Annotated in this window: 21 protein-coding genes and 2 pseudogenes; 18 read left to right on the top strand and 5 right to left on the bottom strand. The window is 73.4% G+C overall.

Annotated features, from left to right (window positions below):
* Nucleotides 1–23 precede the first annotated feature (23 nt).
* The 15 genes and pseudogenes from O1G22_RS40535 (at nt 24) to O1G22_RS40470 (ending at nt 13,888) form a co-directional block, all read left to right on the top strand.
* On the top strand, nt 24–1,397 hold the full coding sequence (locus O1G22_RS40535; protein WP_270085881.1) for a molybdopterin dinucleotide binding domain-containing protein: 1,374 nt from the start codon (nt 24–26) through the stop codon (nt 1,395–1,397).
* 73 nt (nt 1,398–1,470) lie between these two features.
* Nucleotides 1,471–2,217 carry a PP2C family protein-serine/threonine phosphatase gene (locus O1G22_RS40530; RefSeq protein WP_270085880.1) on the top strand — a complete coding sequence of 249 codons (747 nt, stop codon included), beginning with the start codon at nt 1,471–1,473 and terminating at the stop codon, nt 2,215–2,217.
* A gap of 202 nt (nt 2,218–2,419) precedes the next feature.
* On the top strand, nt 2,420–2,704 hold the full coding sequence (locus O1G22_RS40525; RefSeq protein ID WP_270085879.1) for an SHOCT domain-containing protein: 285 nt from the start codon (nt 2,420–2,422) through the stop codon (nt 2,702–2,704).
* On the top strand, nt 2,701–3,336 hold the full coding sequence (locus O1G22_RS40520; RefSeq protein WP_270085878.1) for a hypothetical protein: 636 nt from the start codon (nt 2,701–2,703) through the stop codon (nt 3,334–3,336). The genes O1G22_RS40525 and O1G22_RS40520 overlap by 4 nt, the downstream gene beginning before the upstream one ends.
* A 136-nt stretch (nt 3,337–3,472) precedes the next feature.
* Nucleotides 3,473–3,562 (top strand): annotated as a pseudogene (locus tag O1G22_RS45030) (transcriptional regulator); the annotation flags it as partial.
* 23 nt (nt 3,563–3,585) lie between these two features.
* A complete protein-coding gene (locus O1G22_RS40515) occupies nt 3,586–5,322 on the top strand; it encodes a SulP family inorganic anion transporter (protein ID WP_270085877.1) in 1,737 nt (578 codons plus the stop codon).
* Nucleotides 5,323–5,350: 28 nt separating this feature from the next.
* Entirely contained in the window at nt 5,351–5,764 is a 414-nt protein-coding gene (locus O1G22_RS40510) for an ATP-binding protein (protein ID WP_270085876.1), read from the top strand.
* A gap of 69 nt (nt 5,765–5,833) precedes the next feature.
* Nucleotides 5,834–6,184, top strand: coding sequence for a zinc ribbon domain-containing protein YjdM (locus tag O1G22_RS40505; protein ID WP_225094534.1), 351 nt, complete (start codon nt 5,834–5,836; stop codon nt 6,182–6,184).
* A 99-nt stretch (nt 6,185–6,283) separates the two neighbouring features.
* Complete coding sequence (locus O1G22_RS40500; protein ID WP_225094535.1) at nt 6,284–6,634, top strand: ArsR/SmtB family transcription factor; 351 nt, start codon at nt 6,284–6,286, stop codon at nt 6,632–6,634.
* 137 nt (nt 6,635–6,771) lie between these two features.
* Nucleotides 6,772–7,254: an NADH-quinone oxidoreductase subunit B family protein gene (locus O1G22_RS40495; RefSeq protein WP_270085875.1), complete on the top strand. Its 483-nt coding sequence runs from the start codon at nt 6,772–6,774 to the stop codon at nt 7,252–7,254.
* Complete coding sequence (locus O1G22_RS40490; RefSeq protein WP_270085874.1) at nt 7,251–9,284, top strand: proton-conducting transporter transmembrane domain-containing protein; 2,034 nt, start codon at nt 7,251–7,253, stop codon at nt 9,282–9,284. The genes O1G22_RS40495 and O1G22_RS40490 overlap by 4 nt, the downstream gene beginning before the upstream one ends.
* Entirely contained in the window at nt 9,281–10,240 is a 960-nt protein-coding gene (locus O1G22_RS40485; protein ID WP_270085873.1) for a respiratory chain complex I subunit 1 family protein, read from the top strand. Before O1G22_RS40490 ends, O1G22_RS40485 begins: the two co-directional genes overlap by 4 nt.
* Complete coding sequence (locus tag O1G22_RS40480; protein WP_270085872.1) at nt 10,237–10,914, top strand: hypothetical protein; 678 nt, start codon at nt 10,237–10,239, stop codon at nt 10,912–10,914. The genes O1G22_RS40485 and O1G22_RS40480 overlap by 4 nt, the downstream gene beginning before the upstream one ends.
* Entirely contained in the window at nt 10,914–12,401 is a 1,488-nt protein-coding gene (locus O1G22_RS40475) for a proton-conducting transporter transmembrane domain-containing protein (protein WP_270085871.1), read from the top strand. The genes O1G22_RS40480 and O1G22_RS40475 overlap by 1 nt, the downstream gene beginning before the upstream one ends.
* 5 nt (nt 12,402–12,406) lie before the next feature.
* Nucleotides 12,407–13,888: a hydrogenase large subunit gene (locus tag O1G22_RS40470; protein WP_270085870.1), complete on the top strand. Its 1,482-nt coding sequence runs from the start codon at nt 12,407–12,409 to the stop codon at nt 13,886–13,888.
* Here O1G22_RS40470 and O1G22_RS40465 read toward each other — a convergent pair.
* The 3 genes from O1G22_RS40465 to O1G22_RS40455 all read right to left on the bottom strand — a co-directional run bounded on the left by O1G22_RS40465 (nt 13,857) and on the right by O1G22_RS40455 (nt 15,429).
* Entirely contained in the window at nt 13,857–14,327 is a 471-nt protein-coding gene (locus O1G22_RS40465; RefSeq protein ID WP_270085869.1) for a pyridoxamine 5'-phosphate oxidase family protein, read from the bottom strand. The genes O1G22_RS40470 and O1G22_RS40465 overlap by 32 nt on opposite strands.
* Nucleotides 14,324–14,821 (bottom strand): hypothetical protein, encoded by a 498-nt coding sequence (locus tag O1G22_RS40460; RefSeq protein WP_270085868.1) that lies wholly within the window; start codon nt 14,819–14,821, stop codon nt 14,324–14,326. Before O1G22_RS40460 ends, O1G22_RS40465 begins: the two co-directional genes overlap by 4 nt.
* Nucleotides 14,822–14,931: 110 nt before the next feature.
* Nucleotides 14,932–15,429 carry a CBS domain-containing protein gene (locus O1G22_RS40455; RefSeq protein ID WP_225094544.1) on the bottom strand — a complete coding sequence of 166 codons (498 nt, stop codon included), beginning with the start codon at nt 15,427–15,429 and terminating at the stop codon, nt 14,932–14,934.
* A 246-nt stretch (nt 15,430–15,675) separates the two neighbouring features.
* Between O1G22_RS40455 and O1G22_RS45025 the strand changes: the two are divergent.
* The 3 genes and pseudogenes from O1G22_RS45025 to O1G22_RS40440 form a co-directional block, all read left to right on the top strand.
* Nucleotides 15,676–16,096, top strand: a pseudogene (locus tag O1G22_RS45025) (bifunctional acetate--CoA ligase family protein/GNAT family N-acetyltransferase); the annotation flags it as partial.
* Between the two features lie 517 nt (nt 16,097–16,613).
* On the top strand, nt 16,614–17,072 hold the full coding sequence (locus tag O1G22_RS40445; RefSeq protein WP_270085867.1) for a cyclic nucleotide-binding domain-containing protein: 459 nt from the start codon (nt 16,614–16,616) through the stop codon (nt 17,070–17,072).
* A 26-nt stretch (nt 17,073–17,098) separates the two neighbouring features.
* Complete coding sequence (locus O1G22_RS40440) at nt 17,099–17,752, top strand: CBS domain-containing protein (RefSeq protein ID WP_270085866.1); 654 nt, start codon at nt 17,099–17,101, stop codon at nt 17,750–17,752.
* 87 nt (nt 17,753–17,839) lie between these two features.
* On the opposite strand, the gene O1G22_RS40435 is transcribed toward O1G22_RS40440, so the two are convergent.
* Together O1G22_RS40435 and O1G22_RS40430 are read right to left on the bottom strand one after the other, a co-directional pair.
* The gene (locus tag O1G22_RS40435; protein ID WP_270085865.1) at nt 17,840–18,427 is read right to left on the bottom strand and encodes an Rv1733c family protein; all 588 of its coding nucleotides are present in this window, start codon (nt 18,425–18,427) and stop codon (nt 17,840–17,842) included.
* A gap of 36 nt (nt 18,428–18,463) precedes the next feature.
* Nucleotides 18,464–19,165 (bottom strand): CBS domain-containing protein, encoded by a 702-nt coding sequence (locus O1G22_RS40430; RefSeq protein ID WP_270085864.1) that lies wholly within the window; start codon nt 19,163–19,165, stop codon nt 18,464–18,466.
* Nucleotides 19,166–19,209 lie beyond the last annotated feature (44 nt).

Genomic DNA, 19,209 nt, shown 5'->3' with positions numbered 1-19,209 from the left:
GGCGCCGCCGCCACGATGAGGGCATGGTTCCCACGGGCCCTGTGGACCGTTTCGACGCGTTCCGGGCCCTGGCAGAACGGCGCGGCCGGCCGGGAGAGCGGCTGGTCGGGTCGCTGGCCGAGGCCAGGGCGCGAACGGCGGACGGCCCGGGGGTCCGGGCTCCTGCGGTCACCGCCGGTATGGGGCTGCTTGCGGCCGCCGCGCTCGGACCGGCCGGTCACTACGCGGACCTCACCGCCCCGCACGGTCGCCGCCAGGTCCGGGTGTGCGAGGCGACGGCGTGCTTCGCCGCGCAGCTCGGACGACACCTGTGTGGCGTAGAGCGGGAGCTCGGTGTCGCCGCGGGGGCTGCCACACCGGACGGGGAGACGTCGTTGCAGGCCGTCCGTTGCCTCGGGCACTGCTACGCGGGTCCCGCGGCGCTCGACGGTGACGCAACGCGTACGGGCCCGACGCCGGCCGCTCAGCTCGCGGGACGCGCCGTCGCCCGGGATGCGGCGATTCCGGCGGCCGACGACACCGGCGATCCCGTCCTGCTGGGCCGTCTGCCGGCCGGTGAGCCCGCCCGGCAGGTGTGGCCGCGGATCGTGACGTCCGGTACTCCCGGTCGGGTCGGGCCGGAGGTCGCCGCGTCGGGGCTGCGGGGACGCGGTGGCGCGGGGTGCCGGGTGGCCACGAAGTGGGCGGCCGTCGGGCGGGCGCCCGGCACCGTCGTCGCCGACGGGGACGAGGGTGATCCCGGTTCCTTCGCCGACCGGCTGCTGAGGGAAGCGGCCCCGGAACGGGTGCCGGAGGGTCTGGTGCTGGCCTGCTTCGCCTGCGGGGCGCGCCAGGCCGTGGCGCTGGTCCGCTCGGAGTATCCGCGAGCGCTGGCGCGCATGCGGGAGGCGGTGGCGCGGGCGTACGCCGACGGGCACTTCGGCCGGTCCGTGCACGGCACGGGCACCGCCGTGCAGGTGTTCGCCACACCGGACGGGCGGGCCCACCTCGCCGCTGCGCCGTACCTTCCGCCTGGCGAACCACCCGACGACGACTACCTGTTGCTCCTGGTTACCGGGCGGCGCTGGGCTCACCACAACTCCGGTAGCACGACCCGCCACAGCGGCACCAGCGCGCTCGACCCCGTCGATCTCCTCGACCTCCATCCCGACGACGCCGCCCGGTACGACCTGCGGGAGGGCGCGCGGGTGGGCGTCGACGGCCGCCACGGCCGGGCCCGGCTCACCGCCCGCGTCAGCGAACAGGCGCCCCCCGGCCAGGCCTTCTGCTCCTTCCGCTTCACCGCGAGCAGGGTGAACCGCGCCACCTCCGAGCACGCGAACACCGCCACGTCGTGCCCCGAGTACCAGGTCATGGCGGTACGTGTCCACGACGCGTCGACAGGCGGCGCACGATGAACCGCACGAACGCCGGCGCGCCACGGATCGTGGCCGGGGCCGAAGACTCCGAGCTGGGAAGGTACTGGCTTCCATGACGTACGTCGCCGTTACCGCGCTGAGTCATCCAGGGCTGATCCGCGACAGCAACGAGGACAGCCTGGTCGTCGGGCCGTGGACCGTGTGCTCCACCGTGACCGAGAATCCGCAGACGCTGGTGTTCCGGCTCGGCACACCGCTCGTGGTCGCGGTCGCCGACGGGCTCGGCGGCCAGCCCGGCGGCGAGGTGGCCAGCGCCCTGGTGGTCCGCCGGCTCGCCGCGAGCGGGCCTGGTCTGGCCGGTGAGGACGAGGTCCGCCAGGACCTCGACATCTGCAATCGCGAGGTGTACGCGGCCGCCCGTGCGAGCGGTGGTGCGCTGGCCACGATGGGCACGACCGTCGCGGGAGCCGTCGTACTGCCGGGGTCGCTGCTGGTGTTCAACGTCGGCGACAGCCGGGTCTTCGCCGTGCCCCGGGACGGGGTGCTCCAGGTCAGCACGGACGACAGCCCGACGCCGGAACCGGGGCGGCGCACCACCTCCCTCGTGACGCAGTCCCTCGGCGGCACCGCGGAGTACCGCCCTGTCGCCCCTCATGTGACAACCGTGTCCCTCGCCCCCGGCGACCGATACCTGATCTGCACCGACGGACTGACCGACCCCCTGCCGAACGACGTCCTCGACGACGTACTGCGCGAACACGACGACGGACGGGCCGCATTCGAACTCTGGAAGGCCGCCATGGCCGCCGGCGGACCGGACAACATCACGCTCGCCGTGATGAGTGTCGTGGAACGATGACGGCGGCCGCCGGGAGCTGAGCGGCCCCTGCGGTACGGCAGCTGCGGCTCGGCGGCGCGGAGCGGCCCGTCAGCAGGACCGGCCCACGAGAAGGAGACGTGCGAGAGGTGCCGACTGGCCCCGGACCGGGCCCGAAGAGCCCTTGGCCCGGGCCCCCGGCCGAGGCCCACCATGAGGGCAGAAGCTGTTCGAAACCTCGCTGGTGGAGGTGGATGCGGTGATGTACTGGGACGGCGGCTGGGCCTGGATGGCCTTCATGCCCCTGCTGTGGATCGCGCTGATCGGCCTCGCCGTGTGGGCCGTGATCCGCCTGACGCACAGCTCGTCCGCGGGCGCGTCCGGCCGCGGCCACGGCTGGGAAGGCCAGCAGCACCGGGAGACCCCGGAGGAGATCCTCGACCGGCGCTACGCCTCGGGAGAGATCGACACGGACACATACACCGAGGCGCGCGAACGCCTCGCCGCCCACCGGCCGAGGCCGCAGTGAACCGTCTCCGTGCGCGGGGGCTGCCACTGGCCGTGCTGATCGCCGCGGTGGCCGCGCTGATCGCCTCACTCCTCTGGGCCGCCGGCCACGACTCCCCGTCGTGGCGGCCACGGGCCGGGATGATGGCGGGCGAGGTGACGGCGCGGCGGGAACCGGTGCGGAACCTGGCCGACGCGGACCGCGCCGCCACGCGCTTCGCCGGCCACTGGGGTCTGCACGTCGGGGAGGTCATGCGGTTCAGCAACGGGTTCTACGCCCAGCTCCTCGACTCCTCCGGCAAGGGCGCCACCGAGGTGCTCGTCGACCCGGGCAGCGGCCGGGTCCGGCTGGAATTCGGGCCGGCGATGATCTGGAACACCGCCTACGGCATGATGCCCGCCGGCACCCGGCTCGGTGCCGCGAAGGTCGATTCCGGACAGGCGGTGCGGATCGCAGACCGGTGGCTGCGCGACCACCGCACCGGTCTGCACGCCGCCGGACCCGACCTGTTCCCCGGTTACTACACCCTGCACACCCTGCGCGACGACCACATCGTGGGGATGCTCTCGGTCAACGCGGCCACCGGAGCCGTTTGGTATCACTCCTGGCACGGCCGCTTCCTGGAGATGCAGGAGCACGGGTCTTCCACCTGACCGAACACCCACAGCCGGCAATCTCCGCAAACTTCTATAGATCGGATAGTAGAATTGCGAAAATCAGCAATTGCTTAGATGCTGTCTTCGTTGTGCTCGCAGATGGCCGCGGGCACAGCTCTGCGAGGAGAACTGGGTGCTGGAGTTGCTGCAGGATGGGCCGATGCCGGTGCGGGATCTGCCGGCCGCCATCGGGGTGGAGCGGAACGAACTGCCGGCCGAGCTGCGGGAAGCCGAGGTCGGCACCCGATGAGCACGACGGCCGTCCGGGCGGCTCTGGCCCGCCTCACCTCCTTGCTGCCCGCCCGCTCCGATCTGGCGCAGATACGGCGCGATCCACGCCGTGATCTGTTCGCCGGGCTCACGGTGGCGATCGTGGCGCTGCCGCTCGCCCTGGGATTCGGGGTGTCCTCCGGGCTCGGCGCCGAGGCGGGACTGGCGACCGCCGTGGTGGCGGGCGCGCTGGCCGCGGTGTTCGGCGGATCGAATCTGCAGGTGTCGGGGCCGACCGGCGCGATGACGGTGGTCCTCGTGCCGATCGTCGCCCAGTACGGTCCGACCGCCGTTCTCACGGTGGGGCTGATGGCCGGCGTCATGCTCGTCGCCCTCGCCCTGCTCAGGGCCGGACGCTACATGCGGTACGTACCGGCACCCGTGATCGAGGGCTTCACGCTCGGCATCGCCTGTGTGATCGGCCTTCAGCAGGTGCCGAACGCGCTCGGCGTGCCCAAGCCGAAGGGCGACAAGGTGCTCGTCGTCACCTGGCACGCGGTCCGGGAGTTCGTGACGGCGCCGAACTGGACCGCCGTCGGGCTCGCGGTCGCCGTGGTCGTGCTCATGCTGGCCGGTGCCCGGTGGCGGCCGACCGTTCCGTTCTCCATCGTCGCCGTGATCGCCGCGACGGTCGTCGCCCAGGTCGCCCACCTGGACGCGAAGCCGATCGGCGACCTGCCCGCGGGACTGCCCGCGCCGTCGCTCTCCTTCTTCGAGCCCGGCGCGCTCGGTTCGCTGCTCGCCCCGGCCGTGGCGGTGGCCGCCCTGGCGGCGCTGGAGTCGCTGATGTCCGCGGCCGCCGCCGACGCGATGACGGTGGGACAACGGCACGACCCGGACCGGGAATTGCTCGGCCAGGGTCTGGCCAACATCGCCGCCCCGCTGTTCGGCGGCGTCCCGGCCACCGGAGCCATCGCCCGGACCGCCGTCAACGTCCGTACGGGTGCGGGTTCCCGGCTGGCCGCCCTCACCCACGCCGCCGTCCTCGCGGTGATCGTCTTCGCCGCGGCTCCCCTGGTGTCGAGGATCCCGCTGGCAGCGCTGGCAGGCGTCCTGCTGGCCACGGCGGTCCGCATGGTCGAGGTCGGCTCGCTGAAGGCGATGGCGAAGGCCACGCGGTCCGACGCGGTGATACTCGTGCTGACGGCGGCGGCGACGCTGGCGCTGGACCTGGTGTACGCGGTGATCATCGGCCTGGTCGTCGCCGGCGCCCTGGCCCTGCGCGCGGTGGCCAAGCAGGCCCGTTTCGACCAGGTCCCGCTCGACCCGGGCGACCACACCGCCGAGGAGCACCGGCTGCTGGCCGAGCACATCGTCGCCTACCGCATCGACGGACCGCTGTTCTTCGCCGCCGCGCACCGCTTCCTTCTGGAGCTGACCGAGGTCGCGGACGTACGGGTCGTGATCCTGCGGATGTCGCGGGTGTCCACGATGGACGCCACCGGCGCCCTCGTCCTGAAGGACGCGGTGGAGAAGCTGAACCGGCGCGGCATCCTCGTCCTGGCCTCCGGCATACGTCCCGGCCAGCGCCAGGTCCTCGACTCCGTCGGCGCCCTCGGTCTGCTGCGGCACGCGGGCCGCGAGTACGCCGGGACGCCCGAGGCGATCCAGGCCGCCCGCGACCACCTGGAGTCGGCCGGCGTCCTGCCCGCCGTACCGGCGCGGAAGACGAGCCGGGAGAGCGCCGGCACCAGCGAGGAAGCAGTCCGATGAATGATCTCGTCCAGGGGGCGGTGCGGCGATGACCACGCAGTCGGAGGCACTGCCGCACCGGCACGTGCTCACCCTGCCGGCCGTGCCGTCGGCGGTCCGCGTGGCCCGCGAGACCGCTGAACAGACCCTGATGGAATGGGGCATCGGGCTGCGGCACCCGACCGTGGACCCGGCCCTGCTGATCCTGAGCGAACTGGTCACCAACAGCGTCCGGCACGCGGCCGCACTCTCCCCGCAGCTCACCGTGGTCTACGCCGCGGGCCGGGACTGCCTGGCCATGGGCGTCCACGACCGTCACCCCGGCCGGCCCCCGCTCTTCGCGTCCGGCGCCGGCGGCCTGGGCACCGTGATGGAGCTCGTCCTCGGCCTGGGCGGGACCGCGGTCGTCCGCGACGACGCCGACAGCGGAGGCAAGACCGTCTGGATCACCCTGCCCCTGTGACCCCGGCCCGTCCGCACTGCGACCTGACCCACATTCGTATCCGCTCACCGAAAGAAAGACACTGGTTCCATGAGCGACAGCCTTCCCGCCTGCCCCGAGTGCTCCGGTACGTACACGTACGAGATGGGTGCCCTCCTCGTCTGTCCCGAGTGCGGCCATGAATGGTCGCCGTCCGACGCGTCCGCCGGCGCGGGCGGGGACAAGGTCGTCAAGGACTCGGTCGGCAACGTGCTCGCCGACGGCGACACCGTCACCGTCGTGAAGACCCTCAAGGTCAAGGGCAGCCCGACCGGGATCAAGGCGGGCACCAAGGTGCGGGGCATCCGGCTCGTCGACGGCACGGACGGCCATGACATCGACTGCAGGATCGACGGATTCGGCGCCATGCAGTTGAAGTCCAGCGTGGTCAAGAAGGCCTGAACCGGCCCTGCCACCGGGCCGGCGGCCGGGTGCGGAGTTCGGCTCCGCCGTGTCGCACGCGAGGATGGGTCACATGTTCTTGACGAGTGGATGGATGCGATGAGCGCGCCGCTGTACCAGCTGAAGGCCGAGTTCTTCAAGACGCTCGGCCATCCGGCCCGCATCCGCGTCCTGGAGTTGCTGAGCGAGCGCGAGCACGCGGTCGCGGAGATGCTGCCCGAGGTGGGCATCGAGCCGGCGCACCTGTCCCAGCAGCTGGCCGTACTGCGTCGGGCGAACCTGGTGCGGACCCGCAAGGAGGGGTCGAACGTGTACTACTCCCTGGCCAGCCCCGAGGTCGCGGAACTGCTGCGGGTGGCACGCTCGATCCTCTCCGGCGTACTGGCGGGGCAGGCGGAGCTGCTCGCCGACCTGCGGGCGGCCCAGCCGGAGGGGAAACCGCCGGCGTAGCGTCGGCTATCGAACGCCTACGAGAGGGGCAAAGTATCCCCACCTAGGCAAAGCACTGGAAAACCCCCGTAACTCGGGCCCCTGGTCGCCTTGTTTGTCACTGGCGGAAGTCCTCACCACCAGTACGAAGAGGTTTCATGGGCCTGTTGCGCAAGATCCTGAGCACCGGCCGGGTCGCCGAACCGGCACCGCCGCCCCCGGCGGGCGACGTACCCGAGGCGGCACGGGAGTTGCGTGGTTCGGCGCAGGTGCGCTGTGTCGACGCGGGTTCCTGCAACGGCTGCGAGATCGAGATCGCCGCGGCCTTCAACCCGGTGTACGACGCCGAGCGGTACGGGGCGCGGCTGGTGGCCTCGCCCCGGCACGCGGACGTGGCGCTGGTGACCGGACCGGTGACCCGGAACATGGCCGGGCCGCTGCGCAGCACGGTCGCCGCGATGAGCACACCGCGGCTGGTGGTCGCGGTCGGTGACTGCGCGCTCGACTGCGGGGAGTTCGCCGGCGGGTACGGCGTCGAAGGCGCGGTCGCCGATGTCGTACCGGTGGATCTGACGGTGCCGGGGTGCCCGCCGGAGCCGGCGGCGATCGTGGCGGCGCTCAGGACAGTGACCGGACGGTGAGCGCGATTCCGGCCGCCCTCGCGACGGCCGTGGCACTGGGCGGCGCGGGGGCGGCGGCGGGTCTCGCGCTGCCGTACCGGCCGCGTGTCCCGGTCGTCGGAGTGCTGACGGCCGGTGTCGGGGTGGCGGGTGCCGTGGCGGGTGCGGCCGCACTGAGCGGCAACCGCTGGGCGGCCGTCTGCTCCGGGCTGGTGCCGCCGGCCGGAGCGCAGGTGGCGGTGGACGCGCTGGCGGGGCTGTTCATGGCGGTGGCGGGGGCCGTCGTGGCCGCGGTGGCGGTGTACGGCATCGGGTACGCGGCCGGCCGGGGCTCCGGGGGCCTCGGCTCCCGGACGGCGCAGGCGGTGCTGCCGCTGTTCGCGCTCAGCCTGGTTCTCGTACCGGTGGCGGCGTCGGTGTCCACGTTCCTGCTGCTGTGGGAGGTGTCGGCGCTCGGCTCGCTGCTGCTGGTGCTCGCCGAACACCAGCAGCATGCCTCGGTACGGCAGGCGGGCGTCTGGTACGCGGTGCTGACCCACCTGGGCCTGGTTCTGCTGCTGGCCGGATTCTCACTGTTCGCCGCGCGGGCCGGTGGAGAGACCTTCACCGCGCTGCGGGCGGGCGCATCCGGCGTCCCAGCGGGCGTACGGGGGCTCGTCTTCGCCCTCCTGGCGCTGGCCTTCACCTCGAAAGCGGGGGCGGTGCCGCTGCACGCCTGGCTGCCACGGGCGTATCCCGAGGCCCCCGGCCCCGTCGCGGCGCTGATGAGCGCGGCCATGGTCAACCTCGGCATCTACGGCCTGGTGCGCACCGCGCTCGATCTGCTCGGCGGCGGCCCGGCGTGGTGGTGGCTGGGGCTGCTGGCGGTGGGCGGGGCGAGTGCCGTGTACGGCGTCCTCCAGGCGGCGGTGGCGTCCGACCTGAAGCGGCTGGTGGCGTACTCCAGCAGCGAGAACATGGGCCTGGTCCTCATCGGTGTCGGCGCCTGCGGGCTGTTCGCCTCCCACGGTGACCGGCCACTGGCCGCGCTGGCGTTGGCGGCGGCGCTGCTGCACGTCGTCAACCACGCCGCGTTCAAGGCCCTGCTGTTCTGCGCGGCAGGGTCCGTGCAGCGCTCCACCGGCCTGCGCGATCTGGACCGGCTCGGCGGGCTGCGGTCCCGCTTGCCTGTCACCGCCGGCTGCTTCGCGCTGGCCGCGCTCGGCGCGGTGGCGCTGCCGCCCGGCAACGGCTTCGTCAGCGAATGGCTGCTCCTCCAGTCCCTCGTCCACGGCCGGCAGGTGCCCGGTGTGGCCGTCGCGGTCGCGCTGCCCCTGTCGGTGGCGTTGATCGCGTTGTCGGCCGGTATCGCCGCTGCCGTGTTCGTGAAGGCACTCGGCGTCGGCTTCTTCGCCCGGCCGCGCGATCGGCGCGCTGCCTCGGCGCGGGAGGCGCCGCCGCTGATGCTCGCCGGGATGGCCCTGCTCGCCGTGGCGATCGTGGCGCTGGCGGTGGTGCCCGGACTCCTGGGTGACGGCCTCGACCGGGCCGTGGGCGCGGTCGGGCTGCCAGGCACGGGGGCGGTGTCGGGGGGCGGAGCGCGGGTGCGGCTCGCCGGCATCTCCGCTTCGCTGTCCCCGCTGTGGGTGGTGGCCGCCCTCACGGCCGCGATCCTGCCGGCCACCGGCCTGCCCCGGCTCCGCGGTCGGCGCGGGCGCCGAGTGAACGCCCGGCTGTGGGACTGCGGGGGCGGGGCTCCGACGCCGCGCATGACGTACACGGCGACCTCGTTCGCCGAGCCGTTGCAACGCGTCTTCGACGATGTGCTGGCCCCGGAGCAGCATGTGGACGTCACCCCGGTGCGGGAGTCGGCGTACCTGGTGCGACGGGTCCGGTTCCGGCACCGGGTGCCCGACCGGATCGAGCACCGGCTGTACGACCCGGTGCTGCGCGCGCTGGCCGGTGCCGGGCAGGCGGCCCGCGGGCTGGCGGGCGGCAGCGTCCATCTGTATCTCGGCTACGGCTTCGCCGGGCTGGTCGTCCTGCTGCTGGCACTGGCGGTGGGCTGGTGACGCACGGACTCGGGTACGTGGCCGTCGCCGGTCAGGTCACGGTCGTGGCGGCCGGGGCGCCGCTGCTGACCGGGTGGATGCGGCAGGTCCGGGCCCGCCTGGAGGGGCGGGCCGGGGCCGGGGTGCTGCAGCCCTGGCGGGACGCGCGCAAACTGCTGCGCAAGGAACCCGTCACGCCGGTGGGGACCGGCCCCGCGTTCCGTGCCGCCCCCGCCCTGCTGGCCGCCACCGCCGCCGTGGCCGCCGCGCTGCTGCCGCTGCTGTCCACGGACACCCCGGTGAGCGGGCACGCGGACCTGATCGTCGTGGTGGCGCTGATCTCGCTCGGCACGATCGGCCTCGCCCTGGCCGGGCTGGACTCGGGCACCGCGTTCGGCGGGATGGGCGCCTCGCGTGAGATGACGGTCGCCTCCCTGGTGGAGCCGACCCTGCTGCTGTCGGTGTTCGCGCTGTCGATACCGGCCGGGACGACCAACGTCCCCGCGATCGTCGCCGGCGCCATCCACCAGCCGGCCCGGCTCGCCTCCCCGGCCGGGCTGCTGGCGGTGGCCGCACTCGCGGTGGCGGTGCTCGCGGAGACCGGCCGGATCCCGGTGGACAACCCCTCCACCCACCTCGAACTGACCATGATCCATGAGGCGATGGTGCTGGAGTACGCCGGACCCGACCTCGCGCTGGTCGAGTTCGGCGCCCAGATGCGGCTGACCCTGCTGCTCGGCCTGCTGTCCTCGCTGTTCGTGCCGTGGGGCATCGCCACCGGCCCTTCCTGGACGGCTCTGGTGGTGGCGCTGGTGCTGTTCGTGGTGAAGCTGACCGTCCTGGGGGCGCTCCTCGCGGCGGCCGAGGTGTTCTGGGCCAAGATCCGCCTGTTCCGGGTGCCGGAACTGCTCGCGGGGTCCTTCCTGCTGGCGCTGCTGGCGGTGACCGCGTCGTACTTCCTGAACGGAGCGCCATGAGCGACGGCCTCTACACCCAGCTCCTCGACCTGGCCTGCGGTGTCTTCCTGCTGGCTGCAGTGCTCGTGCTGTGGCGGCACGAACTCGCCGCGATCGTACGGGCCTTCGCCCTCCAGGGCGTCGCCCTGGCCGCGATCGCCCTGCTGCTCGGCGCGCACGAGGAACGCGGGGACCTGACCGCCGTGGGCGTCGCTCTGGGGTTGCTGAGGGCGGGCGTCCTGCCGTATCTGATGCGGCGCGCGACGGCCGTGCCGGCCGATGGCCACGGCGGCGAAGAGGTCCGCGAGACCCAGCCCCTGGTCACCGTCGCCGCCTCGCTGCTCACCGCGGCACTGCTGACCCTGCTCGCCTACGCGGTCGGCCGGCCCCTGACCCGGCTGGCCCCGACGCCGGCCACCCATGCCCTGCCGGTGGGGCTCGCCGTCGTCCTGATCGGCTTCTTCGTCCTGGTCACCCGCAGACGCGCGCCGGCTCAGGTGGTCGGCTTCCTGCTGCTGGACAACGGCATCACCGCCACCGCCTTCCTGGCCACCTCCGGTGTGCCGCTGATCGTCGAACTCGGGGTCTCCTTCGACGTGTTGCTCGCGGTACTGGTGCTGCAGATCCTCACCACGCGGATGCGGGAGGCGTTCGGCACGACCGACATCGACGACCTGCGGGAGCTGCACGACTGATGCTGCATCCATCAGAAGGGTCCGCGCTGGTGATCACCCCTGTCGCCGCGCCGCTGGTCGTCGCCGCGGCGTACGCGCTCATGCCCCGCCGGTGTGCGGCCGCCTGGCCGGCGCTCGTCCCGCCCGGCACGATCCTGCTGTGCGGCAGCCTGCTGGCGGCGGACGTCGTCGGCGCCGGACCCGTCTCCGCCTGCGCGGGGCTGCTGCGCGCCGACGCCCTCACCGCGTGGATGCTGCTCGTCATCGGCGCCGTCGCGCTCATCGCCTGCGGCTCGGCGCCCACGTATCTGGCGGGCGAACGCGCCGCCGGACGGGCGAGCGAGCGTACGCTGCGGCACTACCACGTCCTCGTACAAGCCTTCCTGGCCGCGATGTGCCTGGCCGTCGTCACCGCCAACCTCGGTGTGCTGTGGGTCGCCGTCGAGGCCACCACCATCGTCACCGCCTTCCTCGTCGGCCACCGCCGCACCCGCACCTCGGTGGAGGCCGCCTGGAAGTACGTCGTGATCTGCTCCGCGGGCATCGCGCTGGCCTTCCTCGGCACCGTGCTGATCTACTACGCGGCCCGGCAGGCCGGCATCGCCGAGGCCCAGGCCCTGAGCTGGCCCACCCTCGTCGCCCGCGCCGGCGGGCTCGACCCGGCGGTCACCCGGCTCGGCATCACCCTGGTCGTGCTCGGCTTCGGCGCCAAGGCCGGGCTGATCCCGCTGCACGCCTGGCTGCCCGACGCCCACAGCCAGGCGCCCGCGCCCGTCTCCGCGCTCATGTCGGGGGTGCTGCTGTCCGTCGCCTTCGCCGCGATCCTGCGCTACCGGGTCATCGCCGACGCCGCCCTCGGCGCCGGTTTCACCCGCGTACTGCTCGCCGGAATGGCCCTGCTCACCCTCGCGCTCGCTGCCGGGCTGCTGCTCGCCCAGCGCGACCACAAGCGGATGCTGGCCTACTCCAGCATGGAGCACATGAGCCTGATCGCCCTGGCGGCGGCGATCGGCAGCCCGCTCGCCCTGTCTGCCGCCCTGCTGCACATCGCCGGCCACGGGCTCGCCAAGTCGGCCGCGTTCTGCGGTGCCGGCCGCATCCTGCAACTGACCGGCACCGCCAGGATCGGCCGGGTGCGGGGGCTGCTCGCCCGGGCGCCGGCCCTGGGCGGAGCGTTCGGCTTCGCGGTGGTGGCACTGACGGCTTTCCCGCCGTTCAGCCTCTTCGCCTCCGAACTCGGCATCGCCCGCGCCGGTTTCGCCGCCGGGACCGGCCTGGCCTGGGCGACCTCCGGGGCCCTGCTGCTGGTGGTGGCCGCCTGCGCCGCCCTTGCCGCCCGGACCGCGCGGATGCTCCTCGGCCCCGCTCCGTCCCGGCCCTCGGGCCTGGCGGAGCCGGGGATCTGGCCGCTGGTCCTCGGTCTGGTCGCCTGCGCCGCCCTGGGCATCACCACCGGCCCCCTCACCGGCCTGCTGCACGCCGCCGCCAAGACGCTCGGAGGCCACTGACGTCGATGCGCACCACAGAAGAGCTCACCGCGACCGAACTTCCGTATCGTTTCGAGCAGTTGCTGACCGGTGGACACCGGCTCGCCCTGATCGCCGCCCACCACGACGACCACGGCATCCGCGTGGTGTACCTGTTCGCGGCGGGCCCGCCCGACACCCGCACCGAACTGCAGGTACGGCTCGACCCCGACCGGCCCGTGCTGCCGACGCTGGCCCATCTCTCCTTCCCCGCGGGCAGGTTCGAACGCGAGATGCGGGATCTGTTCGGCATCGTCCCGCTCGGCCACCCCCTGCCCCACCGCCTGGTGCGGCACTTCCACTGGCCCCGCGGCTGGTACCCGATGAACCCCGCCGCCGGCCCCCCGCCGCGCTTCGCCGAACAGGAAGGCCCCTACCCCTTCCTGGAGGTCGAAGGCGACGGCGTGTACGAGATCCCGGTCGGCCCGGTGCACGCGGGTCTCATCGAGCCCGGCCACTTCCGGTTCTCCGTCGTCGGCGAGACCATCCTCAAACTCAAGGCCCGCCTCTGGTTCGTCCACAAGGGCATCGAGAAGCTCTTCCAGGGCCGGACCGTCGCTGCCGGTCTGCCGCTGGCCGAACGCATCAGCGGCGACACGGCCGTCGGCCACGCCCTGGCCTACTGTCTGGCCGTCGAGGAGGCCACCGGCACCGACGTACCCGCCGAGGCCCGCCGGGCCCGCGCCCTGCTGCTGGAGCTGGAGCGGATCCACAACCACGTCGCCGACCTCGGCATGCTCTGCAACGACGCAGGCCACGGCGTCCTCAACGCCCACGCCCAGCGCGTCCGTGAACAGCTCCTGCGCCTCAACCTGGAGACCACCGGCCACCGGCTGCTGCGCGGCGGCGTCGTACCGGGCGGTGCCGTCCTGCGGTGCGTGCCCGACGTACGGCGGCTGAAGGCGATCGGCGCGGACATCCGTGAGATCGCCGGTCTCGCGCTCGGCCACTCCACGGTGCGCGACCGCTTCACCGGCACCGCCGTCCTGAGGACCGACGCCGCACGGGAGATCGGCTGCCTCGGCTACGTCGCCCGCGCCAGCGGTCTCACCGGCGATGCCCGCGTCGCGCATCCGTTCACCGGCCACGGCACCCGGCTCGGCATTCCCGTGCACACCGGCGGCGACGTCCTGGCCCGCTTCCTGGTCCGCGCCGAGGAGATCGACGCCTCCCTCGCCCTGATCGAGCACCTCGCCGACGGCCTCACCGCCCCGCGAACCGGCCAGGGGCCGACGGCCACGTCCGGGTCGGCGGGCAGGAGCGGTGTCGGTCTGGTGGAAGGCTGGCGCGGCACCATCGCCACCCGTGTGGAACTCGCCGCCGACGGCACCCTGGCCCGGGTCAAGCCGGTCGACCCGTCGTTCTTCAACTGGCCTGCTCTGCCGGTCGCGTTGGCGGACACGATCGTTCCGGACTTCCCCCTGACCAACAAGAGCTTCAACCTGTCGTACGCGGGCAACGATCTGTGATGCCTGGACGGGACCGCTCAAGACGGTATCCGGTGACCAGTTCGGCGTCGATGCGGACCACGTACTCCGTGTCCCTGCTGACCCAGGGCGTGAGTTCGGCGTGGTAGCGGGACAGCGTCGTCGGGTCGGTCACGCGGCTCGCGATACCCGTGACCATGACGCTCCAGCCGGTGTGCGTGTCCCCGTCGATGTGGTCCGCCTCGTACACCACCACCTCCGACGCCGTGGCGCTGGTCAGCAAGGCGGCTCCGGCGTGCGTGCGGATGACGACGTCGCCGGTGTCCGTGACGAGGTGGTTGACCGGCCGGATCACCGGCAGTGCCTGGTGGGTGAAGCCCACCCGTCCCATGGGCACGCCGGCCAGCAGCCCGAGGGCCTCCTCCCGGCTCAGCTCGACCAGGCGGGCGACAGGCGGGGAGGAAGGCGACGGGCCGGTCATGACGGTTCTCCGCCGACGGCCCTGTGTTCGGCTCCCCGGGGCCAGAGCACCTCGACGTCGGCACCGTGACCGCGGGCGCAGGCGACCAGGTGCGCCGTCGTGTCCCTGCCGGACGAGGGCGAGCCGTCCCCCACGGCCGGGACCCGGGCGCACGAGCGCGGCAGGCCCTCGTCGGCCGTGCCGCACGAGGTGCGATCGCCGGGGTGGTACTCCAGCAGCCGCACCTGCTGGGACAGCGACAGCAGTTCCCCGGCCGCCTTGCGGTCTCTCTCGCCGAGCCACGCGGGCAGGCCGTCGCGGGACGGCAGCACCGTCACCAGGGCCGGCCCCGCCCCGCGCGCGGCCCGCCCGAACGCCACGGACCGCCCGTGTCCCGCGCGGACGCGCCCGGCCCGGCCCGCGCGGGCGAAGCCGGCCGGGCGGGGGCGCGGCTCCTCCTCCGGCAGCGTGAGTGCCGGCGCGGAGAGATCCGTGCGCCCCACGACAGCGATCACTTCTGGTTCTCCTTATCCGTGCATCCCTTGATCATCGTCACGGGCGACCGGCACGCGCAGGGACCCGTCGGCCCCGGGACCGGGGCCGTTCGGCTCTCGCGAACTGTCCGCTACGGGATGACGATGCCGTGTTCCCGTACGGCGCGACGCGGTGGCAGTGCGGGCAAGGTCACCCGTGCGGGAGCCGCCTGGCCGACGGGCTCGGCGCCGCTGGGCAGGCCGGCCGCGGCGGCGACGTAGTCCCGGGCCGTCAGCAGTCCGATCAGTCGCCCGTGCGCATCCGTGACCGGCAGGGCGTCGAGATGCTCCTGCGCCATCACGGACGCCGCGCGCGGCACGGGGTCCTCGGGGTGGACCGTGACGGTCCGGCGGGCGTGCACGAGGTCGCGCACCCTGCGGCGGGACAGCGTCGTGGCGGCGGCAGCGCAGACCACGGCGAGTTCGGCTCGGTCCAGGAGTCCGGCGCAACAGCCGTCCCCGCGGACCACCGGGAGCTCGCGCTGCCCGGACCTCTCCATGATCTCCCAGGCCATCAGCACGCTCTCGTCCTCGCTGATCGCGTACGGGGCGGCGTCCATCAGACTCCGCACCACGGGTTGTTCGTTCACGGTTGCCCTCCTTGTGCCGGGCGCCCGGTGGGGTGGCCCACGCACAGGCGCCGCGTCACACGTCGCCGGCGGTCGGCCTCGTCGTCGCGCCTCGCGTGCTCTTCCACGCTCGTCCGCCCGACGTCGGCTGTCATGGGCCGCATGGCCTCGCCGCCCGCCATTGGCCCCATGTCCGGGACGCGTGACGGGGCCGCTCGGCCCCGTGCGCAGCCCGATGAGCCCCTGTCCGCGCCGGTCACCCGCCCGGACGCCGAGCAGGCCGGCGCACTGATGCGGGCCTGCCGGCGCCACGGCACGGGTCTGCTCGGCCCGGACTGCCCGGTCCCGGCCGACACCGAGCCCGGCGTCCGGCCGGACGCCACGCCGCCCGGCATCCCGGCCCGGGCACCGCCGGAGTCGCCGTACCGTCGGGCGCCGTCGGCACGAACCTGGCGCTGCTGCATCCGGAGTCGTTCGGCATCCGCGTGCCTTCGCGCGTACTGCCCGCCGGGCGGCCCGCACGACGCCGGTGCTCACCGTGGACGCCGGCCGCTCGGAGGCCGGCCGGCGGGCAGCCGCCGCGAACACGGCCGCCGCGGCCACCCCGGACATCACCCGGCAGGCCCTGTTCACGCAGGCCGACCTCATCGCCACCCGCACGCCTGGTGAACTTATCGACACCGCGGCCGATCTCGTCGACGACCTCCTCGCTCTGCTGCGCCACCCGCCCCCTGGCCCATGCCGCCACCCGGGCCCGTCGGCTCAACCGGCCCTCCGGCACCGCGGCGGAGCTGCCGGACATGGAGACCGGGCGGGCGCGGGACGCCGTCGCCACGTTCCTGGGCCGGAATCCCGACGGGCCTGCTCGATCCCCAGCAGAGCACCGAACTCCTGGGCTGCTACGGCATTCCGCGGCTTCCCTGGGCATGGGCCCGGGACGAGGCGGTGGCGGCGTTCGATCGGGTTGCCGGTCCCGACGGACGGATGGTCATGAAGGCGCACCGGCCCGGGACCGCCGCACAAGCTGGAGCAGCCCTCCCTGGTCCGGAGCAGCTGGTGCGGCGGTTGTCCCGGATGGCGGCCGACCTGCCCCAGCTGTCCGCATGCATGGGCCGAAGGGCCCCGGGCCGGGTCCTGGCGGCCCGTGGTGACGGGTGCCGGACGAGACCAGGCTGGGGGTACACACCATGAAGGGAGCCGGTGCGATGACTTCCGCCACCACCATGACCTCGGCCCTTGAACCGGCGCACCGCGAACGGCTGATGCGTCTCGCCCGCGAGGTCTCCTTCGAGGCCGGGATCCGCCTGTTCGAGGAGGGGCGGCGCGCCGACCGCTTCTGGATCGTGCGCACCGGAACCGTCGCCCTCGACCTGCACGTGCCGGGCCGCCGGCCCGCCGTGATCGAGACACTCGGTCACGGCGAACTCGTCGGCTGGTCCTGGCACTTCCCGCCGCACCTCTGGCACCTGGGTGCCCAGGCGACGAGCCCGGTACGGGCCTGGGAGTTCGATGCCGACGCGGTCCTGCGGCTGTGCGCCGAGGACGCCGAGTTCGGCCGGGCGGTCGCGGTCTGGGTCGGACAAGTGGTCGCCCAGCGGCTGCACGCCTCCCGGGTCCGGCTGCTCGATCTGTACGCCCCCTACGGCAGCGGCAGCCTGATGTGACCCCTCGGCCCTGTGAGGAGGAGAGCATGGAGAGCAGCCCGCACCACGTGTGTGACGTGATGACGCATGCCGTCGTCGCCGTCGGCCGCAAGGCTCAGTTCAAGGACATGGTCGAGCGCATGGAACAGTGGCAGGTCAGCGCCCTTCCCGTGCTGGAGGGCGACGGCCGGGTGATCGGGCTCGTGTCCGAGGCCGATCTGCTGCCCAAGGAGGAGTTCCGGGGCAGCGATCCGGACCGGTTCACCCAGCGGCGCCGGCTGGCCGACCTGGCCAAGGCGGGCGCGGTCACCGCAGAGGAGCTGATGAGCACGCCGGCCGTCACCGTGCACGCCGACGCCACGATCGCCGAGGCGTCGCGCATCATGGCGCTGCGGCACGTCAAACGGCTGCCCGTGGTGAACACCGAAGGCCTGCTGGAGGGCGTGGTCAGCAGGGCGGACCTGCTGAAGGTGTTCCTGCGCCCGGACAACGACCTCGCCGACGAGATCCGGCGTGACATCGTCGACGTGCTGTTCCCGGCGCCGGTCGAGCCCGTGCACATCACGGTCGCCGACGGCGTGGCCACCCTGACCGGGCGGGTCCAGGACGCCACCCGGATACCACTCGCCACCCGGCTGGTGCGTGGCGTCGAGGGTGTGGTGGGCGTGGACTGCCGGCTCACCGCGACCGAGAAGGACTGAGACCAGGCGAGAAGGAGCGAGAGCAGAGCCGAGAGCACGGACGAGCAGCACCCGACACGGCCCACAGGACCGTGTCGGGTGCTGCGTTCAGCCTCTGCCTCCGCTCAGGTTCCCCCACCGCGGTCCGACCCGCCGCCACTCCGCGTCCCACTCGGCCATGCGCCGCCGGATGAGCCGGCCGCGGACCACCCGTCCCACGCCCCAGACCGCGGCCCCGGCCGCGGGGGCGACCAGGGCGCCGGCCGTGGCCGCCTCCAGCGTCGCCGCGGCACCGGTGACCGGAGCGGACACCACCCGGTCGCCTCGGGTCGCCCACACCGTGACATGGGTGCCCGCCGGTGCGCCCGGGAAGACCTTCGCCTGACCCGTGTGCACCGAGCCGTCCGCGTCCGTCCAGCGGACGGCGGCCCACACCCGCCCGCCGTCGTATCCACCGGTGTCGGCCGGGGTGCGCGCCGCCGCGTCGGTGAGGACGGCGGACACCGCGTGCACCTCGATCGACCGGCCCACGGCCTGTGCGGCCATCGCACCGGCCGACAGTGCGGCGAGGATCGCGAACATCCAGACGGCGAGCACGATCCAGCCCTCGACGACATCGCTGTGCCGGCGCAGCGGATTGCGCCGCCAGTGCCACAGCCGCACCGGGGTGAGCTTCGCCGGAGCCGGCCCCGCCATCGCCGCCGCCTCCTGTCCCCGGCCGACGGCTCCGCCTCAGCCCGTACGGGTCCGGCCGGCACCGTGGAGGCCGGGGGCGAAGCCCGCGCGGCGGGGTGGGCCGGTCAGTGCGCACTCCACGTCGACCACGCCCGGCACGGCCCGGGCGAGCCGGGCGGCCAGGGGGATCAGGACGGTCTCGCGGACCTGCCCGGAGAGTGCGACGACGCCGTCGTGCACCGCTACTTGGACCGTGTCGGAGTGCGGGCCGAAGAGCCGAAGGACGATCTCGTGCCGCACCTCCGCGGCGATGTCGGCGTCGTCCCGCAGGAAGACCTTCAGCAGGTCGGAGCGGCTGACGATACCCTTCAGGGTGCCGTCGCGGCCGACGACCGGAAGCCGCTTGACCCCGGTACGGGCCATGATGCGGGCGGCATGCGCGAGAGTGGCTTCGGGACGCACGGTGACGGCCGGGGCGGTCATGAGCTCGCCCGCGGTCACCGCGTCCGCCTTGTGTACGTCGGCGAGGTGCCCCAGCTGCCCGTACCGCCCGATGTCCGCGTCGCTGTACTCCTCCTTGGGCAGCAGGTCGGCCTCGGAGACCACGCCCACGACCACCCCGGTGTCGTCCAGCACCGGCAGGGCGCTGACCCGCCACTGCCGCATGGCCTTCACGATGTCCTTGAAGAGCGCGCCGGTGCGCAGGGCGACGACCCGGTGGGCCATCACGTCGTTCACGACGGTCGGAGTGCCGTTCATGGCGTCCTCCAAGGGCTCGGCTGCGTCGTGGGACACCTTCAGCC

It is taken from the genome of Streptomyces camelliae, from assembly GCF_027625935.1.
GTDB lineage: Bacteria > Actinomycetota > Actinomycetes > Streptomycetales > Streptomycetaceae > Streptomyces > Streptomyces camelliae.
This window is presented reverse-complemented; position numbering and strand designations above follow the sequence as displayed.

Bases quoted from the DNA above. Each gene is read 5' to 3' on its own strand.
- O1G22_RS40435 (WP_270085865.1), bottom strand. From the start codon at position 18,427: ATGGCGGGGCCGGCTCCGGCGAAGCTCACCCCGGTGCGGCTGTGGCAC.
- O1G22_RS40430 (WP_270085864.1), bottom strand. From the start codon at position 19,165: ATGAACGGCACTCCGACCGTCGTGAACGACGTGATGGCCCACCGGGTC.
- O1G22_RS40530 (WP_270085880.1), top strand. From the start codon at position 1,471: ATGACGTACGTCGCCGTTACCGCGCTGAGTCATCCAGGGCTGATCCGC.
- O1G22_RS40445 (WP_270085867.1), top strand. From the start codon at position 16,614: ATGACTTCCGCCACCACCATGACCTCGGCCCTTGAACCGGCGCACCGC.
- O1G22_RS40440 (WP_270085866.1), top strand. From the start codon at position 17,099: ATGGAGAGCAGCCCGCACCACGTGTGTGACGTGATGACGCATGCCGTC.
- O1G22_RS40480 (WP_270085872.1), top strand. From the start codon at position 10,237: ATGAGCGACGGCCTCTACACCCAGCTCCTCGACCTGGCCTGCGGTGTC.
- O1G22_RS40470 (WP_270085870.1), top strand. From the start codon at position 12,407: ATGCGCACCACAGAAGAGCTCACCGCGACCGAACTTCCGTATCGTTTC.
- O1G22_RS40495 (WP_270085875.1), top strand. From the start codon at position 6,772: ATGGGCCTGTTGCGCAAGATCCTGAGCACCGGCCGGGTCGCCGAACCG.
- O1G22_RS40510 (WP_270085876.1), top strand. From the start codon at position 5,351: ATGACCACGCAGTCGGAGGCACTGCCGCACCGGCACGTGCTCACCCTG.
- O1G22_RS40535 (WP_270085881.1), top strand. From the start codon at position 24: ATGGTTCCCACGGGCCCTGTGGACCGTTTCGACGCGTTCCGGGCCCTG.
- O1G22_RS40515 (WP_270085877.1), top strand. From the start codon at position 3,586: ATGAGCACGACGGCCGTCCGGGCGGCTCTGGCCCGCCTCACCTCCTTG.
- O1G22_RS40475 (WP_270085871.1), top strand. From the start codon at position 10,914: ATGCTGCATCCATCAGAAGGGTCCGCGCTGGTGATCACCCCTGTCGCC.
- O1G22_RS40465 (WP_270085869.1), bottom strand. From the start codon at position 14,327: ATGACCGGCCCGTCGCCTTCCTCCCCGCCTGTCGCCCGCCTGGTCGAG.
- O1G22_RS40505 (WP_225094534.1), top strand. From the start codon at position 5,834: ATGAGCGACAGCCTTCCCGCCTGCCCCGAGTGCTCCGGTACGTACACG.
- O1G22_RS40500 (WP_225094535.1), top strand. From the start codon at position 6,284: ATGAGCGCGCCGCTGTACCAGCTGAAGGCCGAGTTCTTCAAGACGCTC.